The sequence below is a fragment of the Curtobacterium sp. ISL-83 genome (assembly GCF_018613895.1).
Classification (GTDB): domain Bacteria; phylum Actinomycetota; class Actinomycetes; order Actinomycetales; family Microbacteriaceae; genus Curtobacterium.
Genome location: NZ_JAGGPH010000023.1, coordinates 1 through 18,593, shown reverse-complemented (window position 1 = coordinate 18,593; position 18,593 = coordinate 1). Strand labels below are relative to the sequence as shown.

General features: G+C 66.9%; 20 protein-coding genes and 2 pseudogenes. 10 read left to right on the top strand and 12 right to left on the bottom strand.

The features are described from left to right. Positions 1–107: 107 nt before the first annotated feature. Together J7E22_RS16730 and J7E22_RS16725 are read right to left on the bottom strand one after the other, a co-directional pair. Positions 108–818, bottom strand: coding sequence for a class F sortase (locus tag J7E22_RS16730; protein ID WP_214982972.1), 711 nt, complete (start codon positions 816–818; stop codon positions 108–110). Positions 819–845: 27 nt separating this feature from the next. Continuing rightward, positions 846–1,616 carry a hypothetical protein gene (locus tag J7E22_RS16725; RefSeq protein ID WP_251009305.1) on the bottom strand — a complete coding sequence of 257 codons (771 nt, stop codon included), beginning with the start codon at positions 1,614–1,616 and terminating at the stop codon, positions 846–848. Positions 1,617–2,195: 579 nt separating this feature from the next. Between J7E22_RS16725 and J7E22_RS16720 the strand changes: the two genes are divergently transcribed. Together J7E22_RS16720 and J7E22_RS16715 are read left to right on the top strand one after the other, a co-directional pair. Continuing rightward, complete coding sequence (locus tag J7E22_RS16720; RefSeq protein WP_214982971.1) at positions 2,196–2,450, top strand: cupredoxin domain-containing protein; 255 nt, start codon at positions 2,196–2,198, stop codon at positions 2,448–2,450. 224 nt (positions 2,451–2,674) lie between these two features. After that, positions 2,675–3,097, top strand: coding sequence for a hypothetical protein (locus J7E22_RS16715; protein ID WP_214982970.1), 423 nt, complete (start codon positions 2,675–2,677; stop codon positions 3,095–3,097). A 142-nt stretch (positions 3,098–3,239) separates the two neighbouring features. Here the strand turns inward: J7E22_RS16715 and lgt are convergent, their stop codons facing one another. The 3 genes from lgt to J7E22_RS16700 all read right to left on the bottom strand — a co-directional run bounded on the left by lgt (position 3,240) and on the right by J7E22_RS16700 (position 6,548). Beyond that, entirely contained in the window at positions 3,240–4,133 is an 894-nt protein-coding gene (lgt, locus tag J7E22_RS16710; protein WP_214982969.1) for a prolipoprotein diacylglyceryl transferase, read from the bottom strand. 1,452 nt (positions 4,134–5,585) lie between these two features. Continuing rightward, positions 5,586–5,768, bottom strand: a complete 183-nt coding sequence (locus tag J7E22_RS16705; RefSeq protein WP_214982968.1) for a hypothetical protein — start codon at positions 5,766–5,768, stop codon at positions 5,586–5,588. Between the two features lie 24 nt (positions 5,769–5,792). Beyond that, positions 5,793–6,548 carry a hypothetical protein gene (locus tag J7E22_RS16700; protein ID WP_308159291.1) on the bottom strand — a complete coding sequence of 252 codons (756 nt, stop codon included), beginning with the start codon at positions 6,546–6,548 and terminating at the stop codon, positions 5,793–5,795. Positions 6,549–7,054: 506 nt separating this feature from the next. On the opposite strand from J7E22_RS16700, the gene J7E22_RS16695 reads away from it, so the two are divergent. The 4 genes and pseudogenes from J7E22_RS16695 (at position 7,055) to J7E22_RS18470 (ending at position 7,932) form a co-directional block, all read left to right on the top strand. Then, the gene (locus J7E22_RS16695; protein ID WP_214982967.1) at positions 7,055–7,234 is read left to right on the top strand and encodes a helix-turn-helix domain-containing protein; all 180 of its coding nucleotides are present in this window, start codon (positions 7,055–7,057) and stop codon (positions 7,232–7,234) included. Between the two features lie 52 nt (positions 7,235–7,286). After that, positions 7,287–7,502, top strand: a complete 216-nt coding sequence (locus tag J7E22_RS16690; RefSeq protein WP_214982966.1) for a hypothetical protein — start codon at positions 7,287–7,289, stop codon at positions 7,500–7,502. A 10-nt stretch (positions 7,503–7,512) separates the two neighbouring features. After that, positions 7,513–7,605 (top strand): annotated as a pseudogene (locus tag J7E22_RS18475) (IS3 family transposase); the annotation flags it as partial. Between the two features lie 45 nt (positions 7,606–7,650). Then, positions 7,651–7,932 (top strand): IS3 family transposase, encoded by a 282-nt coding sequence (locus J7E22_RS18470; RefSeq protein WP_374193287.1) that lies wholly within the window; start codon positions 7,651–7,653, stop codon positions 7,930–7,932. 80 nt (positions 7,933–8,012) lie between these two features. Here the strand turns inward: J7E22_RS18470 and J7E22_RS16680 are convergent, their stop codons facing one another. From J7E22_RS16680 to J7E22_RS16670, 3 genes are all read right to left on the bottom strand, one after another. Next, entirely contained in the window at positions 8,013–9,194 is a 1,182-nt protein-coding gene (locus tag J7E22_RS16680) for an endo-1,4-beta-xylanase (RefSeq protein ID WP_214982964.1), read from the bottom strand. A 232-nt stretch (positions 9,195–9,426) separates the two neighbouring features. After that, positions 9,427–10,437, bottom strand: a complete 1,011-nt coding sequence (locus J7E22_RS16675; protein WP_308159290.1) for a LacI family DNA-binding transcriptional regulator — start codon at positions 10,435–10,437, stop codon at positions 9,427–9,429. Between the two features lie 391 nt (positions 10,438–10,828). After that, the gene (locus J7E22_RS16670; protein WP_214982963.1) at positions 10,829–11,212 is read right to left on the bottom strand and encodes a hypothetical protein; all 384 of its coding nucleotides are present in this window, start codon (positions 11,210–11,212) and stop codon (positions 10,829–10,831) included. A 614-nt stretch (positions 11,213–11,826) separates the two neighbouring features. On the opposite strand from J7E22_RS16670, the gene J7E22_RS16665 reads away from it, so the two are divergent. Then, positions 11,827–12,348: a DedA family protein gene (locus tag J7E22_RS16665; protein ID WP_214982962.1), complete on the top strand. Its 522-nt coding sequence runs from the start codon at positions 11,827–11,829 to the stop codon at positions 12,346–12,348. 56 nt (positions 12,349–12,404) lie between these two features. Here the strand turns inward: J7E22_RS16665 and J7E22_RS16660 are convergent, their stop codons facing one another. Further along, positions 12,405–13,037 carry a phosphatase PAP2 family protein gene (locus J7E22_RS16660; RefSeq protein WP_214982961.1) on the bottom strand — a complete coding sequence of 211 codons (633 nt, stop codon included), beginning with the start codon at positions 13,035–13,037 and terminating at the stop codon, positions 12,405–12,407. Positions 13,038–13,337: 300 nt separating this feature from the next. On the opposite strand from J7E22_RS16660, the gene J7E22_RS16655 reads away from it, so the two are divergent. Continuing rightward, entirely contained in the window at positions 13,338–13,868 is a 531-nt protein-coding gene (locus J7E22_RS16655) for a DUF2127 domain-containing protein (protein ID WP_214982960.1), read from the top strand. A 120-nt stretch (positions 13,869–13,988) separates the two neighbouring features. Here the strand turns inward: J7E22_RS16655 and J7E22_RS16650 are convergent, their stop codons facing one another. Then, positions 13,989–14,696 (bottom strand): hypothetical protein, encoded by a 708-nt coding sequence (locus J7E22_RS16650; protein ID WP_214982959.1) that lies wholly within the window; start codon positions 14,694–14,696, stop codon positions 13,989–13,991. Between the two features lie 1,882 nt (positions 14,697–16,578). Between J7E22_RS16650 and J7E22_RS18465 the strand changes: the two are divergent. Continuing rightward, positions 16,579–16,899: pseudogene (locus J7E22_RS18465) on the top strand (hypothetical protein); the annotation flags it as partial. A gap of 23 nt (positions 16,900–16,922) precedes the next feature. Then, entirely contained in the window at positions 16,923–17,363 is a 441-nt protein-coding gene (locus tag J7E22_RS18460) for a helix-turn-helix transcriptional regulator (protein ID WP_214982957.1), read from the top strand. Here J7E22_RS18460 and J7E22_RS16630 read toward each other — a convergent pair. Next, complete coding sequence (locus J7E22_RS16630; RefSeq protein ID WP_214982976.1) at positions 17,291–18,031, bottom strand: GAF domain-containing protein; 741 nt, start codon at positions 18,029–18,031, stop codon at positions 17,291–17,293. The two genes, J7E22_RS18460 and J7E22_RS16630, sit on opposite strands and share 73 nt — an antisense overlap. Positions 18,032–18,212: 181 nt before the next feature. Continuing rightward, positions 18,213–18,428, bottom strand: coding sequence for a hypothetical protein (locus J7E22_RS16625; RefSeq protein WP_214982956.1), 216 nt, complete (start codon positions 18,426–18,428; stop codon positions 18,213–18,215). Between the last annotated feature and the right edge of the window lie 165 nt (positions 18,429–18,593).

Here is an 18,593-nt window from a genome sequence, read left to right as displayed (position 1 = left end):
TGCCTGGACATCACAGCTAGCGCCACCGCGGGACCCCGAGACCAAGGGCATCGTCGAGCGAGCTAATGGCTACTTGGAGACATCGTTCCTGCCGGGGTTGCGGCGGGTTATGCGGGGTGGCTGCTGGTGAGGGTTGCGTAGATGACGATGTTGTTGAGGAAGTGGCCGGTCTGTGCGTCGTAGTCGCCGCCGCAGGTGATCAACCGGAGTTGGGCGGAGCGGGTGTTGCCGTAGACCTGGAGTTGGGGGAAGTTGGCTTTGGGATAGTCGCCGACTTGGGTGACAGTGAAGACGGCGACGGTGTTGTCAGCGCGCGTGACCGAGATCTGGTCGCCTGGGCGCATGTCGCCGAGGCGGTAGAACACGGAGCGCTCGGAGTAGGTGTCCACGTGTCCGAGGATGACCGCTGGCCCCTGCTGTCCGGGCGTGGGGGAGCCCTCGTACCAGCCGGCGGGAGAGTTCCGGATCAGCGGCGGGACTTGGACGGTGCCGTCGGTGTTGAGGCCGAGTCGGATCAGGTCGGAACTTACACCGATGGAGGGGATCAGCAGGTGTGTCGGCGGCGACGCGGAGAGGATGGGCCCGCTCGGTGCACCCGGGGCAGCCGCGCTGGCCTGCGGTGTGCCCGGCGCGGCGGTCTCCGTGGGCTGGGCAGGGGACGTAGTTCGGGAGTGCGTCAGCGCGGCGGGTGGTTGCGGGGGAGGAGGGTTGCCCCAGAGCCCGAACGCGATGGTACCGAGGCCGGCGATGGCGAGCGCGGCAGCGCCGAGAGCCAGAACGAGTCGGCCCCCGGCGCTACCGCGGTGTTGTGCGCGCATTTAGTGTTCCGTTACTCGAGCTGCTGGTTAGCGGCTGAGCTGCTTCCGACGCATGACGACCGTGCCTGCGGCTGCCGCTGCGGCGAGCAGGCCGCCGCCGAGGCCGAGGAGGCCGAGGTCCGGGCCGGACGCGGTTGCGCCGCCACCGGTTTGGGCGCCACCGGTGGGCATCGTCATCTGCGAAGCGACGAGCGTGCCGCACAGGGCGGGCGACGTGGCTGCGAGCGGAAGGGACGGAACGAGGTCGCTCTTCTCCGCCTGCGCTGCGGCGGACAGCGTTGCCGGGTCGAGTCCGTGGACGACGACGACGGCCTTGCCGGCCTGCAGCGACGCGAGGGTCGCGGCGCTGAGGTCGATGGTGCGGTTGTAGGTGTAGCTGGCACCGGACGGTGCGACGGTCAGCGTGGTGCCGGCGGCGGGGCTGGTGTCCCCGGATGTGGACAGCGTCGTGCCGATCGCGCCGTACGAGGGGGCACCCTCGGTGGTGCTGATGACGCCGTCGTGGTTGGTGTCCGCTGCCGTGGTCGGGCAGGTGCCGTCCGCGCCGATGTGGATGTGCTGCACGTGCGGATACGGCTTCCCGCTGAACGTCGCGGCGAGTCCGCTGACGTGCTCGGTGATGGTGGCCTGGTTGCCCGAGAGGCTCAGGGTCACGTTGCCGGTCGCGTGGCTGCCGTTGAGCTGCGTCAACGTCGCCTGGTAGGAAGTGGAACCGCCCGCCATTGCGGGCGACGCTGCGGCGACAGCCGCGAACAGTGCCAGTGCCGGGGCGGCGATCAAAACAGATTTCTTCATCATTGAATAACTCCGAGTTCGCAGGCGAGAGCCCGGTCCGTGTTCGTGGACCCGAGCTCTCTCAAAATTTGGACTTGCTGCTGACTTCGGAACAGATCGCCACGCGGGTGGGCCCTGCGAGACGTGCTGCGCAAAATGGCCATTTGCGCTGCGCTCGAGCCCGTCGGGCGCAACGGACCGGGTATTCGACGTTGCAGCGGCCAGACGTCTGGTCCAGAGTCGCGCCTGACCCCAGTTCGGGTCACCCGCTTGGGCGTCACCTCCGCCCCGGGCCGTGCTCGGGTTTGCACCGGAGCCCCGATGGCCGTCGAGCATTTGGTGGGAAGAGCGATCCGAATCGGCCGCGGTGACGAATACGAGTCGATCAGCGCCGATCAGCGCCGTGAATCGGAGGACATTATGAGAATCAGGCCTGTATTCACCGCCGCGCTCGTCGCTGCGGCACTGCTGGCAATAACCGGTTGCGCAGCATCCGGTGGGGCTCCTGCATCCTCGGGGGTCGCAACGCCCGCGGCCGCAGCTGCGTCGAGCGCGGCGTCGACAGCGCCACACGGTTCCGGTGGGAGCTCCAGCATGGCGGGGATGGTGATGGTCTCCGTCAAGGGCTTCGCCTATCAGACGCCAGCGAGCGTGACGTCGGGAGCGAAGATCATGGTGATGAATGCGGACAGCACCAACCACACCGTCACGGCAGATGACGGCAAGGCCTTCAACGTGGTCGTACCCGCTGGCGGGTCCGTGACGCTCACGGCTCCCTCCGCCCCGGGTCGCTACCCGTTCCACTGCGAGTACCACTCCGGTATGCACGGCGTGCTCGTTGTGAAGAGCGCCCCGTGATCCTGCCGCCGCGAGCGGACCCCGCTGCACCGTGGTCCCGATTGGTATTCGTCGGCCTCACATTCGTCGTCGCGGCCGTCGGGTTGCTCTTATCCGGTTGCGCCGGGGTCGGTTCCGCGCATGTCGGACCGACACGGGCTCCGGCGTCACCGGCGGCAGCGGCGGCAGAGGCAGCGCCGCCAACCCCAGCGGTCGCAGGGCCCGGAGGCAAGCTCCCGGCCGGCGTGCTCGCGCCCACTGCGATGGGGTGCTCAGCAGAGACGCAGGGCAACATCGCGAAGATCTTCTCGATCGCCCACCCTCGACCTCCGCAGGCAAAATGGGCGGACAACATCTACACGTGCACCTACCACGTCCCGACCGGGATCCTCCGGATCTCGGTAAAGCAGTCCTCCACCGATGCGGCCGCGCTTTCCTACTTCTCTTCAGCACAGCAGCACGCCGCCGGCGCCCGACCGGTCACTGGGTTGGCCAACCTGGGTTTGCCTGCGTATGAGACCGCTGACGGTCAAGCCAGCTTCGTCAAGGACAACATGACGCTGCTCGTCGACGCCACCCACCTCGCCGCGCCTGCTGCGGGTGCCCCGTCGAAGAGCAGCATCGCATTCGAGATCGCGACCGCCGTTCTCGCGTGCTGGAACAGCTGACCGCAGGCGCACCAAGATCCGCCCCGCCGTCTGGTGCCGTTGGCACCAGGCCATGCCGTCGTCGGCTCCCGAGACGAGCTGAGAGGGCACCCGGGAGCGTGCCCGGTCCGGTGGTCGCGGTCCCTCCGACGGGCGAGCGGGGTTAGGTGAGGTGATCCGCATCATGCTCCACTGAAGCGGCCAGGTGCTGGCCGGACACTTCTACGCGGTTCGTAGCTTCAAGTCGTCGTCGCCATGGGACCGTAACGACGATGACGATGGTGAGGCCGGTGAGGGCGGCGAGTATCGCGGCGAGGGTATTGAACTTCAGTCCGCCGAGGACGAGTTCGGTGGGGTCGAGTCGCAGCGTTTCGAGGTAGGCCCGACCGGCGCCGTACCAGAGGAAGTACATGCCGATGGGGACACCTCTGGGAAGGCGGAAACGCTTGCCGAGTAGGAGGATGAGGGTGCCGCCGGCGGCGTCCCACAGCAGTTCGTAGAGGAAGAGCGGTTGGAACAGGGTCCCGGCGGGCAGGCCTGGCGGGAACGCCGGGCTGCTGGTGTGGATCTGGAGTCCCCAGGGCAGGGTTGTTGGGTTGCCGAAGAGTTCTTGATTGAAGTAGTTCCCGAGCCGGCCGAACGCTTGCGCGAAGAGCATTCCCGGCGCGAGTGCGTCGACGAGGGTGACGAAGGGCACGTGGGTGCGTCGGCAGCCGATCCACACGCCGAAGATGCCGGCGAGGATGCTGCCGTAGATCGCCAGTCCCCCTTCCCAGATCGCGAACACGTTGCTGAGGTTCGCGCCGGGGAAGAAGTAGTCGTCGGGGTGGGTGAACACGTGATACAGCCGGCCGCCGACGAGTGCGATGGGGACGCCCCAGATCGCCACGTCGATCACCGATCCGCCACTGATACCCCCGGTCCGGAGTCGTGAGGCGGTGACCCAGGACGCGATGACGATGCCGCCGAGGATGCATAGCGCGTAGTAGTGCACCTCGAGTGGGCCGATGGCGAACCCGTTGGTTGGTGGGCTCGGGATACCAGCAGCGACGACCATGTCCTCTTCCGTTTCTGCCCGGCCATCCACGGCCCGCCAGCGCAGCGTCGGCGCGAAGGGGCGCCGCGAACAGTCTGCCCTGTCCTCGCCTCGTGGGACCCGAGAGCATTCAGGGTTGAACAGCGCCGACGGCCACCGCCGTGCGTCCGCGACGGCCCGACGTGCAGTGGCCCGACAGCGGGCCCTCCAACCGCGCTATCCGACCTCGCTCCCTGCGAGTTGCGAGCAGCGGCCCGGTCGAGGCAACCGAACCGGATAGATGCACCACAACGGGAGCCGCTCGGCTGCCAGCGAGGCCCGCGAAGGGCTGAACTTCAGGCTGATGGTCGGTCTGCTCGAAGCCAGGCAGCGTTAATGTGCACGGCTCGGAGCGATCCTCGATCAGGAGGACTTCGCGGGGCGGTTGCTCGCGCAGACAACTTATTCTGCTTCGGTGTAGCTGGGTTCACTCGGGGGCCGCACTGGGGGGCCGCAGCGAGTACGTTCGGCTGTCAGGCGTCCGCTCGAGAAGGCCTGTGTCGACGGCGCCTCCAACCGGCGCAGGAAGAAAGTAACAGGGCAGCCGCCGCGACGCTGCGGCGGCTGCCCTGGGTTAGACGATACGTCTCAGCGTGAAGTCGGGCACCGGTGTGAAGCCCTCCATGAGCCACGCGAGGTCGGCACGGTTGAAACCTCGCTCACCCCAACGCGCCTGCATGGATGCGTCGTCGTACAAGTGCGCACCCGGATGCCCTTCGGGTTGCTGGCAGCGACACCCGGCCTCCTGCGACCGGCAGCGGTCGGTGAACGTGAATCGGTTGCCGATTATGGTTCCTATCGTGGCCACCGGCATCGGCGGGATGCGTCCGGCTCGCGCGTCGGGGGCCGATTCTCCTACTACACCGGTGACACGGCCCGGCCTTGGGCTGGCCCGCATCAGGACCCGGTTCCGCGCTCCTGAGGCGGCCGGTCTCGCCGTCGCCACCGTCCCCGCTGACGAACGCGGGCCGGCCACGGCGTGGCCGCTGCCGTCCCGTCCGGCTCGTCGCCGTTCGCTGAGGCGACGGTCTTGCCGACCCGTGCACGCCACGCTTCGTACTCGGCACGGAGCGCCACCCCGTCCGCGAGCAGTTGCATCGCGTCGTGTTGGTCCAGGTGGATGCCAAGCCTGCGACGTTGCGGCCGGTTCCGGAGACGCTGCCGGAACTGGGCGAACTCGAACTCGTGCGCGTCCACAATGACCTTCCCCCGCGCCGCGCACCCCGCCCGACGAACCCTCAGTATTCAACTGCAACTCTTCACACGCCGACACCCCCATTACCGGTGGTGCGAGATGCCGCGGGCCATGCCGACGACCGGGGCCAGCGGTACCATCCACCTGTGACGGCTTCGCCCGCGTATCGGTGGTCTCCACCGAAGCACCGAAACCGCCCGGGGTTCAGCCTCTCGGCGTCGGTCGCGACGGGACGCCAGTCACCGCTGGCGGTCGTCCTGCACGTGGCAGATGGTGTCCATGGTGTGCTGCAGCACCGCCCGGCGGACCGGGAAGTCAGAGGCGGAAGGGTCGAGCAAGTTCAGTTTCTTGATCACCCGCTGGCGTACGGCGGCCAACTCCTCCACCGTGAGCCACTGCAACGCCTCAAGCTCATCGTCCACGAGGGGAAGCGTAGCCCTCCCGTCTTAGCCGAGGAGCGATACCGCCCGGGCGATGACAAGTGCGACCAATATGAAGGCCACAGCGGACTGCAGTCCCATCAGAGCTTTCGCCCGTGGCGAGAGGGGCATAACGTCGGTCGGTGAATACGCCATCGAATTCGTGAGTGAGAGGTATGCGTAGTCGATGAAGCCTGGCATCCAGTCGCCTCGCTCCGATGAGCGCGACGCAACCTCTACTACCGCATCTACGTCCTCGTCCTGCGGGAAGCGGAAATCCGCGTGTGGCAGCTCAGGGCGTGGGTCGACGCGCCGCGACACGGGGCCGCCGCGGTCAAGCTCCCAGAAGAGGGCAGCGAAGGCGATGATGTTCGTCACCCAGACCTGGAGTGCGGCGACGAGGTCGGCTGGGCCGCTGGGGTGCTTGTGGGTGACCAGCACGACGACCAGGATTCCGAACGCGAGTTGGTTCGAGATTACCAGTACGACAGCGAGGCTCACCGACAGCGCGCGGGACCAGCGAGTTTGCCGATCGAGTCGAAGGGGACTCACGGCGATCACGGGAATCAGGAGTCCGACGCAGATGGCTACGACCAGAATCCGGAGCGCGAGCGGGAACTGGCTCGGGAGTGTCCCATAGAGGATTAGCGCGCAGACGAGCGCTACTACCGCAGGCCACCGCCGCTCTGCCCGGGCCCGTCGATCAACGGGCGATGTAGGGCGGTCGGCAGCAGCAGGACGGTTTCCGGTCACATGTCGATTCTGTCCCAGCAGGTCGGTCACCGCGGAACAAGCTGAACGCGCTTTCCGCGCTGTCTGCGGCGGCCGTAGCGACGCTCCGCTGCTCTTGAGGACGAGGTACTCGTCCGGGTTCCGGCCGAGCTCGCGGCTCGACCGGAAGGACTCCGCCGTTCGGGCCGTCGCCGCGCGGATACAAGCCGCGATGCAGCCCCGGCGGCGAGCACCAGCGGTGACCGGCGGCCGACGCGTTGGCTCCGAGGGCCGACGCGGAGCTGCCCGATCCCGAATCCGGTCGTCGTGGCCGTCAGAGTCACCTGAAGCGCAGTGTTCGACGTGCGAAACCGGCCTGGAGCGCTGGAAGCGACGGCAGGCACTGGTCGGCAAGTAGCTGAGATGCCGGCGGCGGCCAGCGCGTTCCCAGATGGGTGCCCACGACGGAATGCATCGTATTCAAGAGAGGATCAGGTGGGGCGAGGGCGAGGGCGTGGGCGGGTTCAGCACTAGTTCGGCCCGGGTTCTGGTCCGTCTGAAGAGTCAGGATGGAACTGATGACGACATACAGCCCGGAGATGCGCGAGCGAGCGTTGCGGATGCTCGCTGCGGCCGCGGCGGATCACCCGAACCTGTGGACGATCCGCCATGTCGCTGGTCTGCTCGGGATGAGTCCCGAGACGCTGCGGCTCTGGCAGCGGAAGGTCGGGTCGACGACGGCGAACGCCCTGGTGTGACCAGCGTGGCGACGGAGGAGATCAAGCGCCTGAAGTGTGAAGGCGCGGAGTTGTGGCGGCCGAACGAGATCTTGAAGTGTGCGTCCGTGTTTTTCGCCAAGGAACTCGACCGTCCCACGACGAGATGATCCGCTACATCGAGCAGCACAAGGATCGGTTCGGGGCCGAGGTAATCCGGCGGGTGTTGCGCCCGGCAGTCAGCGGGTTTCTCACCAGCAGCGGCTACCGCCGCGGTCTCACGGCCGGCATCGGCACGGCAGCTCCGTGACGACCTCCTCGTTCCCGAGGTGGTCCGCCTGCATGCGGAGAACTACGGCGTCTACGGCCGCCGGAAGATGCACGCCCTGCTGGAACGACAGGGCCGGGACGTCGGCCGGACCAGACCGAACGGCTCATGCGCCTGGCCTGGGTCCGCGGTGTTCGGCGAGGGAAGTTGGTCTTCACGACGAAGTCCGACCCAACAGCGGAGAAGCCGAAGGACCTCGTCCTGCGGAACTTACCGCGCCCGGCCCGAGGCAGCTCTGCCCTGGCGGACCGTCGAGCAGGTCGAGCTCGCCACGCTCGAGTACGTCTGGTGGTGGAACAACCAGCGCCTCCACGATGAGCTCGAGTACCGCACCCCGTTCACGGTCGAGCAGGCGTTCTACGCTGCTCTCGAAGAAGCCCAACCAGCACGCGCTAGCCAAAGGGATCGATAGGAACGAAACCCAGGCCGAATCACTCCCCGAGCGGGGAGGGTCGTGGTTGCAACCCTCCCCGCTCGGTCTTTAGGAACTGGTTAGGACCTTCCCGCGCCGATCCCGGTTCGGTGAGCGGCCTCGGTGGTGGCGAGTTCATGCTGGACGGTGAAGTACTCCGACTTCGGCTGCAGGTTCGAGTCGTACAGCAACGCCGCGCCTTCTTGCGGGTTGGCGAATGTGGTCGGCACCCATGACTGATCGTCGGAAACACCCCACGCGGTGAATGAGATGCATGAGCGCACAGCGAGGCAGGTGTCGATGCTCTGCTTCCAGGCGGCGTTTTGCACGGCGACAGCGTTTGTGTCCGTCGGCGTGTTGACACTGTTGGGCTCGGTGAAGGTGCGGACGTCGGCTTCAGTGACGGCTGTTTTCAGTCCGGCGTCGCCGAAGCGCTGCATGTCCTGCGTGAAGTCGGTCGGGACGCCGTACTGGGTGTCGAGGTGCGTCTGGAACCCGATCCCGTCGATCGGTACGCCCTGCGCGCGGAGCTGCTTGACCCAGTTCAGCACGGCCGTGCTCTTCGCGTTAACGTTCTCAATCGCGTAGTCGTTGTAGAACAGCAGCGCTTTCGGGTCTGCTTCGTGGGCCCACTTGAACGCGTCCGCGAGGATGCTGGCTCCGAGGTGGTTCACCCAGAAGTGGCCGGGCGCCGGGGTCCCGGACCATTCCGGGTCCCAGGGGTTCGTGAACGCCTCGTTGGCGACGTCCCACTGCCAGATCTTGCCCTTGAAGTGCGACACCTCGTCTTGGATGTGTTTCTTCAGCAGCGCCCGCAACTGGGTGTTCGAGATGCTGCCGTTGGCGACACCGTCGGTCAGCCACGTCGGGAGCTGGTTCTGCCACAACAGCGTGTGACCGCGGACCAGCTGGTGATGAGCCTGCGCGAACGCGACGAGCTTGTCCGCGGGCCCCCAGTTGTGCTGCCCCTGGGCGGGTTCAACCACTTCCCACTTCATCTCGTTCTCCGGCGTGACGACGGAGAACTGGTTGGCGATCAGCGAACTGTAGGTGCTGCTGGTCAGCTCGGCCGGGTTCACCGCGGTGCCAACACGAAGCCCTACTTTGGCGCCGAGATCGCGGAGGGAATCAGTGTGACTCCCGACTGGGGCTGCACCTGAGGAGCCACCGGCCTGCGCGAACGCGCTTGTCGGCCCGAGCAGCAGCGAACCGGCGCCGACGACGCCCACGGCGCCGAGAAGCAAAACACGACGAAAGGACATAGAAACTCCCTTGTTTCATCCTCACGGTCTCGAAACTTTCGTTTGGATGTTCGAAACCTTTGTGTTGCAGGAATGTAACCCACGCGCCGTCGCCGAGGAAGGGGCCCCTTGATTCCCGCGTTCCATGGATCAACCGCGATGCCCTGCAAAACCGTGATTCCGGGGCGACATGGTCCGGCAGAGCCGGTGCCGCTCCGCATCGCTGTGCGCTTCAACTGCGGGTGGGCGGGGCCTAGAATCCGGGAGGGGCGGTTGATTCCCGGAGGATGAGCGAGGTTGCCAGATCCACTCGAGGCGCCTTGGCGGACGCCGTGACTCCGTCGGCGATCAGCCGCACTGCCGTCGCCGCCATCTCGGCGATGGGCTGGCGAACAGTAGTCAACGGCGGATTCGCCCAGGACGCCTGTCGGAGGTCATCGAAACCGACGACGGACAGGTCGGCCGGGACGGTCACATTGTTCGCTCGAGCGGCTTCGTAGACACCGAACCCCTGCAGGTCACTGCCTGCGAAGATCGCGGTCGGCGGGTCCGGCAACTCGAGCAGTTCGGCAGCGGCTCGGCGGGCACCCTCAACATGAAAGTCCGCATAGCGCACCAATTCGCGCGCAAAGCCGATCCCAGCGCGCTCCAGCGCTGAGCGGTAGCCGTCGATGCGCGCGACCGAACAGAGCGCGTCCACGGGTCCTCCGATCGCGCCGATACGCCGATGACCGAGGTCAATGAGGTGCTGTGCGGCGGCGTATCCGCCGCTCCAATTCGTCGCACCGATTGACGCGACGTCCGGATCCGGCTCGCCGGCTGGGTCGACGACGACGAAGTCCACGCCCCGCGTCCTGAGCTTGTCCTTGTCGGCGCGCCGGATGTCACTGAAGACGAGGACCACCCCGACGGGCCGCCGACGGAGCACCCCTTCGATCCACTGCGGATCAGGCGCATGTCGGTCACCGCTTCGGGTGAGCATCAAGCTGAGACCTCGACCGGCTGCGGCTTCCTCAGCACCACGGATAATCTCGATCGCCCACTCACTGTCCAGTTCATGGAAGACCAACTCGATTGACCGCGACTGAACGACCCTGGGGCGTGCCGAGTAGCCGCGCGCCTGTAACAGCGCCTCGATCCGGCCACGCGTGCTGGCAGCCACATCGCTCCGCCCGTTCAGCACTTTTGAAACTGTTGCCAGTGAGACGCCAGCCGTGTCAGCAATGTCCTGCAGCCGCAGATTCCCCGTTTCCCCGCGGCTCACTCCAGCTCCACCAGCCCGAGACACGAAAACGCCATGAGCCGGAGCCTACTTCCATCGTTTCGAAGATCCGAAGTCCTCGTGGCCTCCGCCGCTGCAGCGGCGTGCTACCCGTGCTCCTCATCGCGTCTCTGCCGCTCGAGCGGCGAAAGGCGCAGCGCACTCTCCGTCGCCCAGTTTCCACTTCAGAGCCCGGTGCTGGCGTGCCGGCAAGGACCGTCAGAAGTTGTAGGTGCCAGAACGGGACCGCGTAGCGCCCGGTTTGCCCTCCGGAGGCCGTCGATCTTGAGAGCTGTCGAGGTGGCCCTCATTGGCTCCGAACGCTAAAGTCGTGCCTCCACCGCGGCCTGCGCGCCGGGCAAGCAATAGCCTCGAGCCCTTGATCCGGCCAACCTCACCGTACTGCGACCCCCTGAAGGCGAGGCGCGGTGAGATTAGGGGCGCGTCGTGCTGTGGCCCGGGCGGTGATTCCGACGAGTTGCCAGCAGCCCTCGCGGCGTTCCCACTGCCGTTCCGACTCGATGACAAGGTCGAAGGTTCCATCCGCGGTTCGGATGCGGGCGTCGGCAAGCATCCGGGTCTGACCGACGGTCCCACGTGCTGCGCTGGAACCGGCGAGCACCCGGAAGCGCTGCAGTCGGGCGTCCCCACGGTATGCGGCCAGCTCGTCCGCTTTGCTGATCGCGGCTGCGTCGTCGCCCCCGACGGTCCCGGTGCGTCGGATGACCGCCTCGTCGGCAGTGAGGGCGTCCAAGCTGGTGACGTCTGCGTCCAGCATCGCCGCGACGAACGCGTCCTCCGCTCGGAGCAGCGTGCTGAGCTCTGCACGGTCGGCTTCCGTGTCCCAGCGCCCATGGGCTACGGAAGTCGGCGGCCGCGGGTGGGTGAGGAAAGGAGCGGTGGTGGGAGCATGGTTTTCGGGCTCTTTCCCCGGGCGGGCGTCGGGACTGCAGCTGCGTTGGCGTGCCGTCCCGGCTCGACCGGGCTGGTATCTGGCATCCAGCGGTGACGCGATCACGGCTTCGGATGGTTGATGCGACCCAGCGACCGTATGCCGCAGTGTTTCCACGACTCTGAGGATCCGCATGATCCGACCTGTTCCAGTTTCCGCGACACCTTCCGCGAATTAATCACGCAGCAGTTTCGTAACGGCCGTCGACGTCGATGGGGGAGTGGGAAGTTAGAGCGAAGCGGCGACGCACCGGGCTGCACAGCTGTCCGAGCCACCCGGGCGTCGGAGCCCCTCGAGCATTCGGTCGACTCGAGCATCCTCGGCGCCGTTTCGCTATCGCGTCGTTGCCGTGCGCAGCAACGCTGCGTGGCCCGACCGGTCCCGCCCGAGGTGCGACGGCTGTTTCCGCTGCCGTTCGTTCCGGTCAGCGGGGACGAGTCATGGACGGCCAGCGGGAAGGCGTCGACAACGGCGTGTGCGATGGGTCGGTTGACGCTGGCACGGGCGGACCCGCGTTCGTCGCGAGGCCACGCGCGTTGGCCGGGTTCTGGCTCGGCCGTGAGTTCGGCCATCGCCTCTTCGAGGACGACGTACGACTGCTGAAAACCTCACGCCTGCACGAGGCGGAAGAGTTCTTCGCGAAGTACGGCGGCCTCTCTGGTGCTCGGGCGCTTCGTGCCGGCCGCCCAAACCTACGTCCCCTCGCCGCCGGCGCCGCCGAAATGCACTGGCGCCGGTTCACTGTCTTGAACATTCCCGGCGGGGTGACGCGGGTGGTGGTCATGCCGCTCGTCGGCGTGCTCCTCGGCGGCATCCCGTTCCTGGCGCACACATCCGCCCTCGCCATCGAGATCGTCGTCATCTCAGTCCTGCCCGTCGTCCTCGGCACATTCCGCAGCCGCCGGAACCGGCGCAAGTCGACGACGGAAGCGGACACCCACGCGACCGGCCGCACCCAATAACTTGCCCGCTGCGTGAAGAACGTGTCGAAGGGCTGCCCTGCCAATCAAGGCGGGGGTCACGATTCGTTTCGGGTGCGGTCCGTTCCGGGCCGGACTGTCAGGTAGGAGTTGGGCCGAAGGATGGGGATACGCCGCATGAGGAGATCGACCCAGATGAGTCGCGCTGCGGGGGCCACGGCGAGAGCCCAAAGGATCGATGCGATGACGTCGGTGGGGTAGTGGACCGCGTCGATCAGCAGAGACATCGCGACGCCAGCGATCAGGAGCACGCCGAGGACGCACACCAGACGAGACCAGCGAGTGTGCCGGGTGACGAGGATCAGCGCGATGACGAACGCGGTGACGAAGACGGTGTGGCCACTGGGGTAGGACGCGTCGACTTGCAGCGGCGTGTAGGCGTGGGTGAGGAGGTACACGTCGGGCCGCGGCCGGTGGACGACGATCTTGACGATGTCGGACGGAATCCACGTCAGCGCGACCACGCCGGCAAACGCGGCAGCGGCGCGGACATCTTTTCGCAGCGCCCAGATCAACGCGGTCACGGCGGCGGTGATCGCAATCGCCGGGACGGGACTGAAGACGTGGTACACGAGGTTCGTCACGGCCGCGACAGTGCCGGTGTGGAGGGTGTTGAAGGCATCAGCAAGGGCGGCGTCCGGCTCAGAAGCGCGGAGCACGAACCCGGCCACCGTGATGAAGACGATGACGATGATCGCGATCGCGACAGCCCCGCGCGGCGACGACGTTGGTTGCAAGATCGTTCCGGCCGCGAAGTGGCGGGAATCGGAGCGATGGTGGGCTGTTGTCACAGTCGCGACTCTCCACGAGCCGGTCCAAGAAACATCTGAGGCGGAGTTTCACGGACGGGTCGAGGGCATCCGAACCGGCCCCGCTGATCAAGTGCCCACGCCACGCGCCGTGACCTGAAAAACGCTTGGACCTCTGGCGGGTGGGGTGTTTCTGAGGATCGTCCCGACAAGATCATTGGCATGTCCAACACTTCCCCTCGTCGCCAGCGTCTGGTCGACCGAGTCTTCGTCATCGGCGTGACGCTCAAAGGGCTCGACGGGTTGGCGGAGCTCCTGTTCGGCATCCCGCTGCTCTTCCTCCGACCGGCGCAGATCAACGCGCTCGCCCAGTCGGCGACGTCGGAAGAGCTCCGCGAGGACCCCCACGACCTCATCTCGAACCTGCTGCTCCACGGAGCAGCTCACCTGTCCGGCAGCGCAGCGTTGTTGGGAGCGATCTACCTCATCTTCCACGGCGCGGTGAAGCTCGCCATCATCGTCGCGCTGCTCCGCGGCACACGGCGGGTGTACCCGTGGGCGATCGCCGCGTTGGGGGCATTCCTGGTCCTGCAGGTCGTTCAGTTCTCGATCCACCCGAGCGTCGGCGTCGCGCTGCTGTCCGTGATGGACGCCGTCATCATCGTGCTCACGTGGCGGGAGTGGCGGGAGGGCCGGACTCTGCCCGACGCGTGGCGGAACGCAATCGGGGGCAGGACAGCAACGCAGCGTTGACCCTGCCCGTGGACCGGCGGTAAGCGGCGCGTCTGGGTTGGTTGCCGGTTGCAGGAGGGCAATCTTCCGCACACATCGATGGCCTCGCTCCACGTGGAGCGAGGCCATCAACGTCTGGCGTTACTTCTTGGAGACCGGCTGCGTCAGGGCGTGGAGTGCGGCCTGAGCGGCGATCAGTGCAGACTGGTCCTTCTGAACCGCCGCGGTGTCGGTAGTGACGGCGGCGGCCGCGGCGGCGTTCGCGGCAGTGGTGGTCGTCACCGTGGCGGTGAGCGCGTCCTGCGCCTGCGTGAGCGTGGCCTGGTCGGAGTCGAGCTGCGCCTGCGCGGCGGCCTGAGCCGTCGGGTCCGTGGCGGTTGCGAGCGTTGCCTGGTCCGCGGTGACGGCGGCCTGCGCCGTCGTCACAGCGTCCTGGGCCGCGGCGACCTGTGCAGCCCCGGTGCTCTGCACGGTGGCCGCGGCGGCCTGCGCCGTGGTGAGCGCTTCTTGGTCGGCGGTGAGCGTGTTCTCGGCAGCCGCGAGCACCTTCGCCGCGGCAGCCTTCGCCTGACCGGCAGCCTTCGCAGCAGCGGCCTTCGCCTGAGCGGCAGCCTTCGCAGCAGCGGCCTTGGCCTGAGCTGCGGCCTTTGCAGCGGCAGCCTTCGCAGCAGCGGCCTTGGCCTGAGCTGCGGCCTTTGCAGCGGCAGCCTTCTGCGCTGCGGTCGTGTGGGCCGCTGCTGCGGTGTGGGTGGTGGTGTGCGCCGGGGCTGCGTTTGCCACGCTGGCTCCGGTGAGGGAAAGGGCTCCGGCGAGGACAACCGCGCCGAACGCGGTGGTGATGGTCTTCATGATCTCATCTCAAAACGCTCGCCCGGTGGTGAACCGAGCTGGTGGAATCCCTACGACCGGGACAAGCGAACCGTACGTCTTCTCCAGCGGAGGCACCGCCCCCGTCCGAGCCACCCGGGACCCTCCGGACCGCGACAGCCCGGCCCCGACTCGGCCTACGCCCACTTGGTGGACCGCTTCCGGTAGCGGTCTTCCCCCGGATCGTCAGGGATCGGAGCCGCCGAGACCTCCGCGCGCTCACCGTGGAGCAGGCGTCGAGTCCGACAATCATGTGAGGGCCACCCGCATCGGCTCGTCGCAGCGTGTCACATATGGCCGCGTTCGGCGGCGCAAGTGATCGGAGGACTTGATGGCGGCGTTTGGCGGCTTCTGCTCACACTGCTCGACCGAGACGTTTTTCACGTACTGCTTGGTGAGGGTCGATGCGCCCTGGGCTGCCGCGGTGGGACACGTCGGCAGTTGCCGCTCGGAGGGTCCCGACGACGTCGATCGCGCTCTCCAGTAGAAGCGCGGGTCTTCCGTGCCCACCGCCGCGACCGGGAGGCAGTGCCCCATCGCAGCTTCCTTCACCGCGCTCCGGTTCTCGGTGATGAGCGACCCGATCGGGACCTGCGTGCCGTTGCTGGCCGTTCCGCTGCCGAAGCGACCGTGGCGGCGCTAACAGGTGCGGTACTTAAGCTGGCCCAGTAGCGGCAGAGGTGCAGCGCCTGCCGCGGTGAGGCTGTCGTTGCACGGGTTCGGCGCTCTTCGCCGGCGGGGCGAAGCGTGAGCCGCACGATCCGGACGGCGTAGCACCTTCACCGAATTCGGCGTGGACTGAAGCGTCGCTGTCATGAGTGCGGCGCGGAGGCCGCCGGAGCTGGAAGCAGGGTAGAGGTGGTGGTTTGTCAAGCCTCTTTTTCGGTTGGCGTCCGGTCCTTACCGTTTGTGTCTAACCCGTTCGTGCCAGCGCATGGTGGGTTTGACACGAAGGGGTAGACGATGAGCGCCACTAAAGCGCAGGCGGACCGGCGATGAGCCGCCACGAGCAGCGCCCCGGCACCCTGTCTGGTTTGACACCGAATCATCGCGAACAGCGCACGCCCTTCCACGCCCCCGACCTCTGCGGCGCTGCCCTGACGCAGTGGGATTGCGGGCGCCCCACGAGCGGTCCCTGGCACGAAGGCGCCAGCATCAACCGTCTGATGTCGGTCGGTGGCCTGTCGTGAGCGACCGCACCATGACGGGGCGCCGGCAGGGTTCCGCGGAGGTCCGCCGGGTGGTCCTGATTGGTGTCGATCCGAGCAGCGTGCACTGCGAATGGGTTGCTGATGGCTCCTGGCGGGTTGTCGACGCCGCGCGCACGCGCAACGACCCCGACCTTTTGCTCGGGTTCATCGAACTGACCGGGACGGGGTTCGCTTCAACGTTCATGGCGGACCCCCCCTCACCGCAGTGCCGACGGACGATTTCGCCACGGCGCGCACCGTTTTCGCGAGTGCGTGTGTAGAACAAGAGGACACGCAACCCGGAGCCGGGGAGGCCACCGGTTCGTCGCGGCACGCCGGGAGCTTCGCATGAGTACCACCTTCGACCCTCGCTCTCGCAGCACCGAGCTGGAGGACACAACAGTGCAGGACGCGGAGGTGCAGGCCATCGATGTGCGGGACACGACGCTGCGGGGCCCTGCAGCGCAGGATGGCGAGGCGGAGGAGCGCGGATCTGCGGTGCGCATCAGCGCTGGAGGGACCGACGTGGACGCTGCGATCGCGGACCTTGGTGGTCTCTACGACGGGAAGAACTGGGCTGCGGGCCGAACCGAGCGGCCGTTCGCGTACCGGTACAGCGCCGTCGGCGACACTGATGTGACGCTCCGCCGGGCGCAGGTCACCGGGTTCATCCGCGGTACCGTCCCCCGTCGGATGACTACATCGTACAGTGGATCACCAGCGGCCACGGGATGCTCAAGGTCCGGCAGGACCGGATCCCGGTGCCGGTCGGGATCCCGATGCTCGTCCCGTGCGACCGCGACTTCAACTTCGCGTTCCAGGACTACGACCAACGCCTCGTGCACCTGTCCCGCCGCCTCGTATCCGAGGTCGCGGAGGAACGGTTCCACACCAGCCCTGAGATCCAGCTCCGATTCGACTACACGCGGACGCCGGACCTGGCCGCCATGGCGCGGTGGCAGTCACAGCTGACGCTGCTTTCGCGTGAACTCCGAACTGGCGGCGTCACCACCTTGCTGTGGCAGACCCTCGCAGCGGCACAGCCGCAGCGTTCCTCGGGCTGTACCCGCCAACCCTCACCGCGAGCCCCGAGGATGGAGTCTCGTCGAGAAACGCGCGGCTTCAGAAAGCACTGGACTACGTTCACGCGCATGCCGACCAACCGATCAGTGTTGCCGACATCGCGGCTGCCGCGGGTCTCAGCGTCCGGAGCATCCAAGAGACGTTCCAGCGGACCCTCGGCCAGACCCCGATGGCGTACCTCCACCACGTGCGCCTCACTGCAGTACGACAGGAACTACTCCAAAACAACCGGTCAACCACCACCGTCGGAGCTGTCGCACGCAAGTGGGGGTTCGGACACCTCGGCCGGTTCTCCAGCTCGTACTACGCCACCTTCGGCGAGCACCCACGGCACACCCTCCGCTCAATCGACGGCCCGAGAGCGAAGCGCAGTTGAAGCTGCGGGTCCTCAGGTGACGTCGGTGAGGTCCGCTCCGCGGTGGATGACGTCGTCAGCGATGTTCCGCAATCCCTGATTCGCATCTCCATTCGGATACCCCGTCGGTACGCGAGAGCGCCTTTCGCTTGCTCCAGCGCGTCCCGCGCTTCAAGGGCACCCGCTACTTGCTCGTCGAACGTGCGCGCGCCTCCCTCTTCGGCACGCTGGCGGGCGAGTGGTGCGGACGCCGCGTCCGCGAGAACTTGGATGAGCGCCACGTCCCCGTCACCGTGCCCACGGTCATGGGAAGCGAACACACAGAACGACAACGAGATCACGCTCACGCATCGTCCCCCCAAACACCGGCCACACCGATGCGTAGTGGCGTCGGGCACGTCGATGGTCTTCCCCGTTCGGAAACAATCGATGCAGGACCCCTCCGCCGTTCCCAACTGCGCCTCCTCCACTTCACTGCTCCTCTCGCTCGTGGACGCAACAACGTGCAGGGCGCCGGCCCGGTCGGCGAGAACGATGCCCGCCTCGGTCGCCGAGGTGAACCGGACGCAGGCGTCGATCACCCGGTCCAGTGCGTCCAGGGCGTCGAGCGTGGGATCCAGCACGACGTGCAGTGCGCCCGGTAGCTCGTCAAAGCGATCATTACCATCCCGCTTCGGCGCCCTCGTCATGCCGCCGACGCTACTGTGCAACGCCCCCACGTCACCCCGGACCCACGCCGCCTTGGACCGATACCACCGCCGGACCCTGGCGTCAGACGTAAAGCCTCAGCAGGATCCGGATGTGCGCGAGGATGACCCGGTGTCGGGCTGCCCCGCCTCCCTGGCCGCGAAGCGGGCGGCGTCCGTGGTGTCACTGTGCTCGGGAGGACCAGGAGTTCCATGCGTGCAGCTGCGCTTGTGCGCTCGAGAGCGAGTTGTGTGAGCCGCGTGTCTGTCCGCTCACGGTCTCAAGCTCGTACTGCGCTCCGGTCTGGACGGTACTGATGTTGACGCCGCCGATACCGGCGGTCCAGGTCGTTTCGTTCGGGTGCTCCCAGGCGATGCTGTCACCGTAGGCGCTGTACATGTGTGCGCATGCAACCGCACGGGTGCCGTCGCCGAACTGCGACAGTGGGGCTGGTCGACACCCGTGCCCGATCTGGTCACGGTTGCACCTGCCGAGCTCGTGAGAAGCGTCCCCGTACGGTGGCGGGCATGAAACGCATCACGTTCAGCGGCGGGTCGATTGTCA

Bases quoted from the DNA above. Each gene is read 5' to 3' on its own strand.
- J7E22_RS16730 (WP_214982972.1), bottom strand. From the start codon at position 818: ATGCGCGCACAACACCGCGGTAGCGCCGGGGGCCGACTCGTTCTGGCT.
- J7E22_RS16725 (WP_251009305.1), bottom strand. From the start codon at position 1,616: ATGATGAAGAAATCTGTTTTGATCGCCGCCCCGGCACTGGCACTGTTC.
- J7E22_RS16720 (WP_214982971.1), top strand. From the start codon at position 2,196: ATGGTGATGGTCTCCGTCAAGGGCTTCGCCTATCAGACGCCAGCGAGC.
- lgt (WP_214982969.1), bottom strand. From the start codon at position 4,133: ATGGTCGTCGCTGCTGGTATCCCGAGCCCACCAACCAACGGGTTCGCC.
- J7E22_RS16695 (WP_214982967.1), top strand. From the start codon at position 7,055: ATGACGACATACAGCCCGGAGATGCGCGAGCGAGCGTTGCGGATGCTC.
- J7E22_RS16680 (WP_214982964.1), bottom strand. From the start codon at position 9,194: ATGTCCTTTCGTCGTGTTTTGCTTCTCGGCGCCGTGGGCGTCGTCGGC.
- J7E22_RS16670 (WP_214982963.1), bottom strand. From the start codon at position 11,212: ATGCTGGACGCAGACGTCACCAGCTTGGACGCCCTCACTGCCGACGAG.
- J7E22_RS16665 (WP_214982962.1), top strand. From the start codon at position 11,827: ATGGACGGCCAGCGGGAAGGCGTCGACAACGGCGTGTGCGATGGGTCG.
- J7E22_RS16655 (WP_214982960.1), top strand. From the start codon at position 13,338: ATGTCCAACACTTCCCCTCGTCGCCAGCGTCTGGTCGACCGAGTCTTC.
- J7E22_RS16650 (WP_214982959.1), bottom strand. From the start codon at position 14,696: ATGAAGACCATCACCACCGCGTTCGGCGCGGTTGTCCTCGCCGGAGCC.
- J7E22_RS16630 (WP_214982976.1), bottom strand. From the start codon at position 18,031: ATGACGAGGGCGCCGAAGCGGGATGGTAATGATCGCTTTGACGAGCTA.
- J7E22_RS16625 (WP_214982956.1), bottom strand. From the start codon at position 18,428: ATGTACAGCGCCTACGGTGACAGCATCGCCTGGGAGCACCCGAACGAA.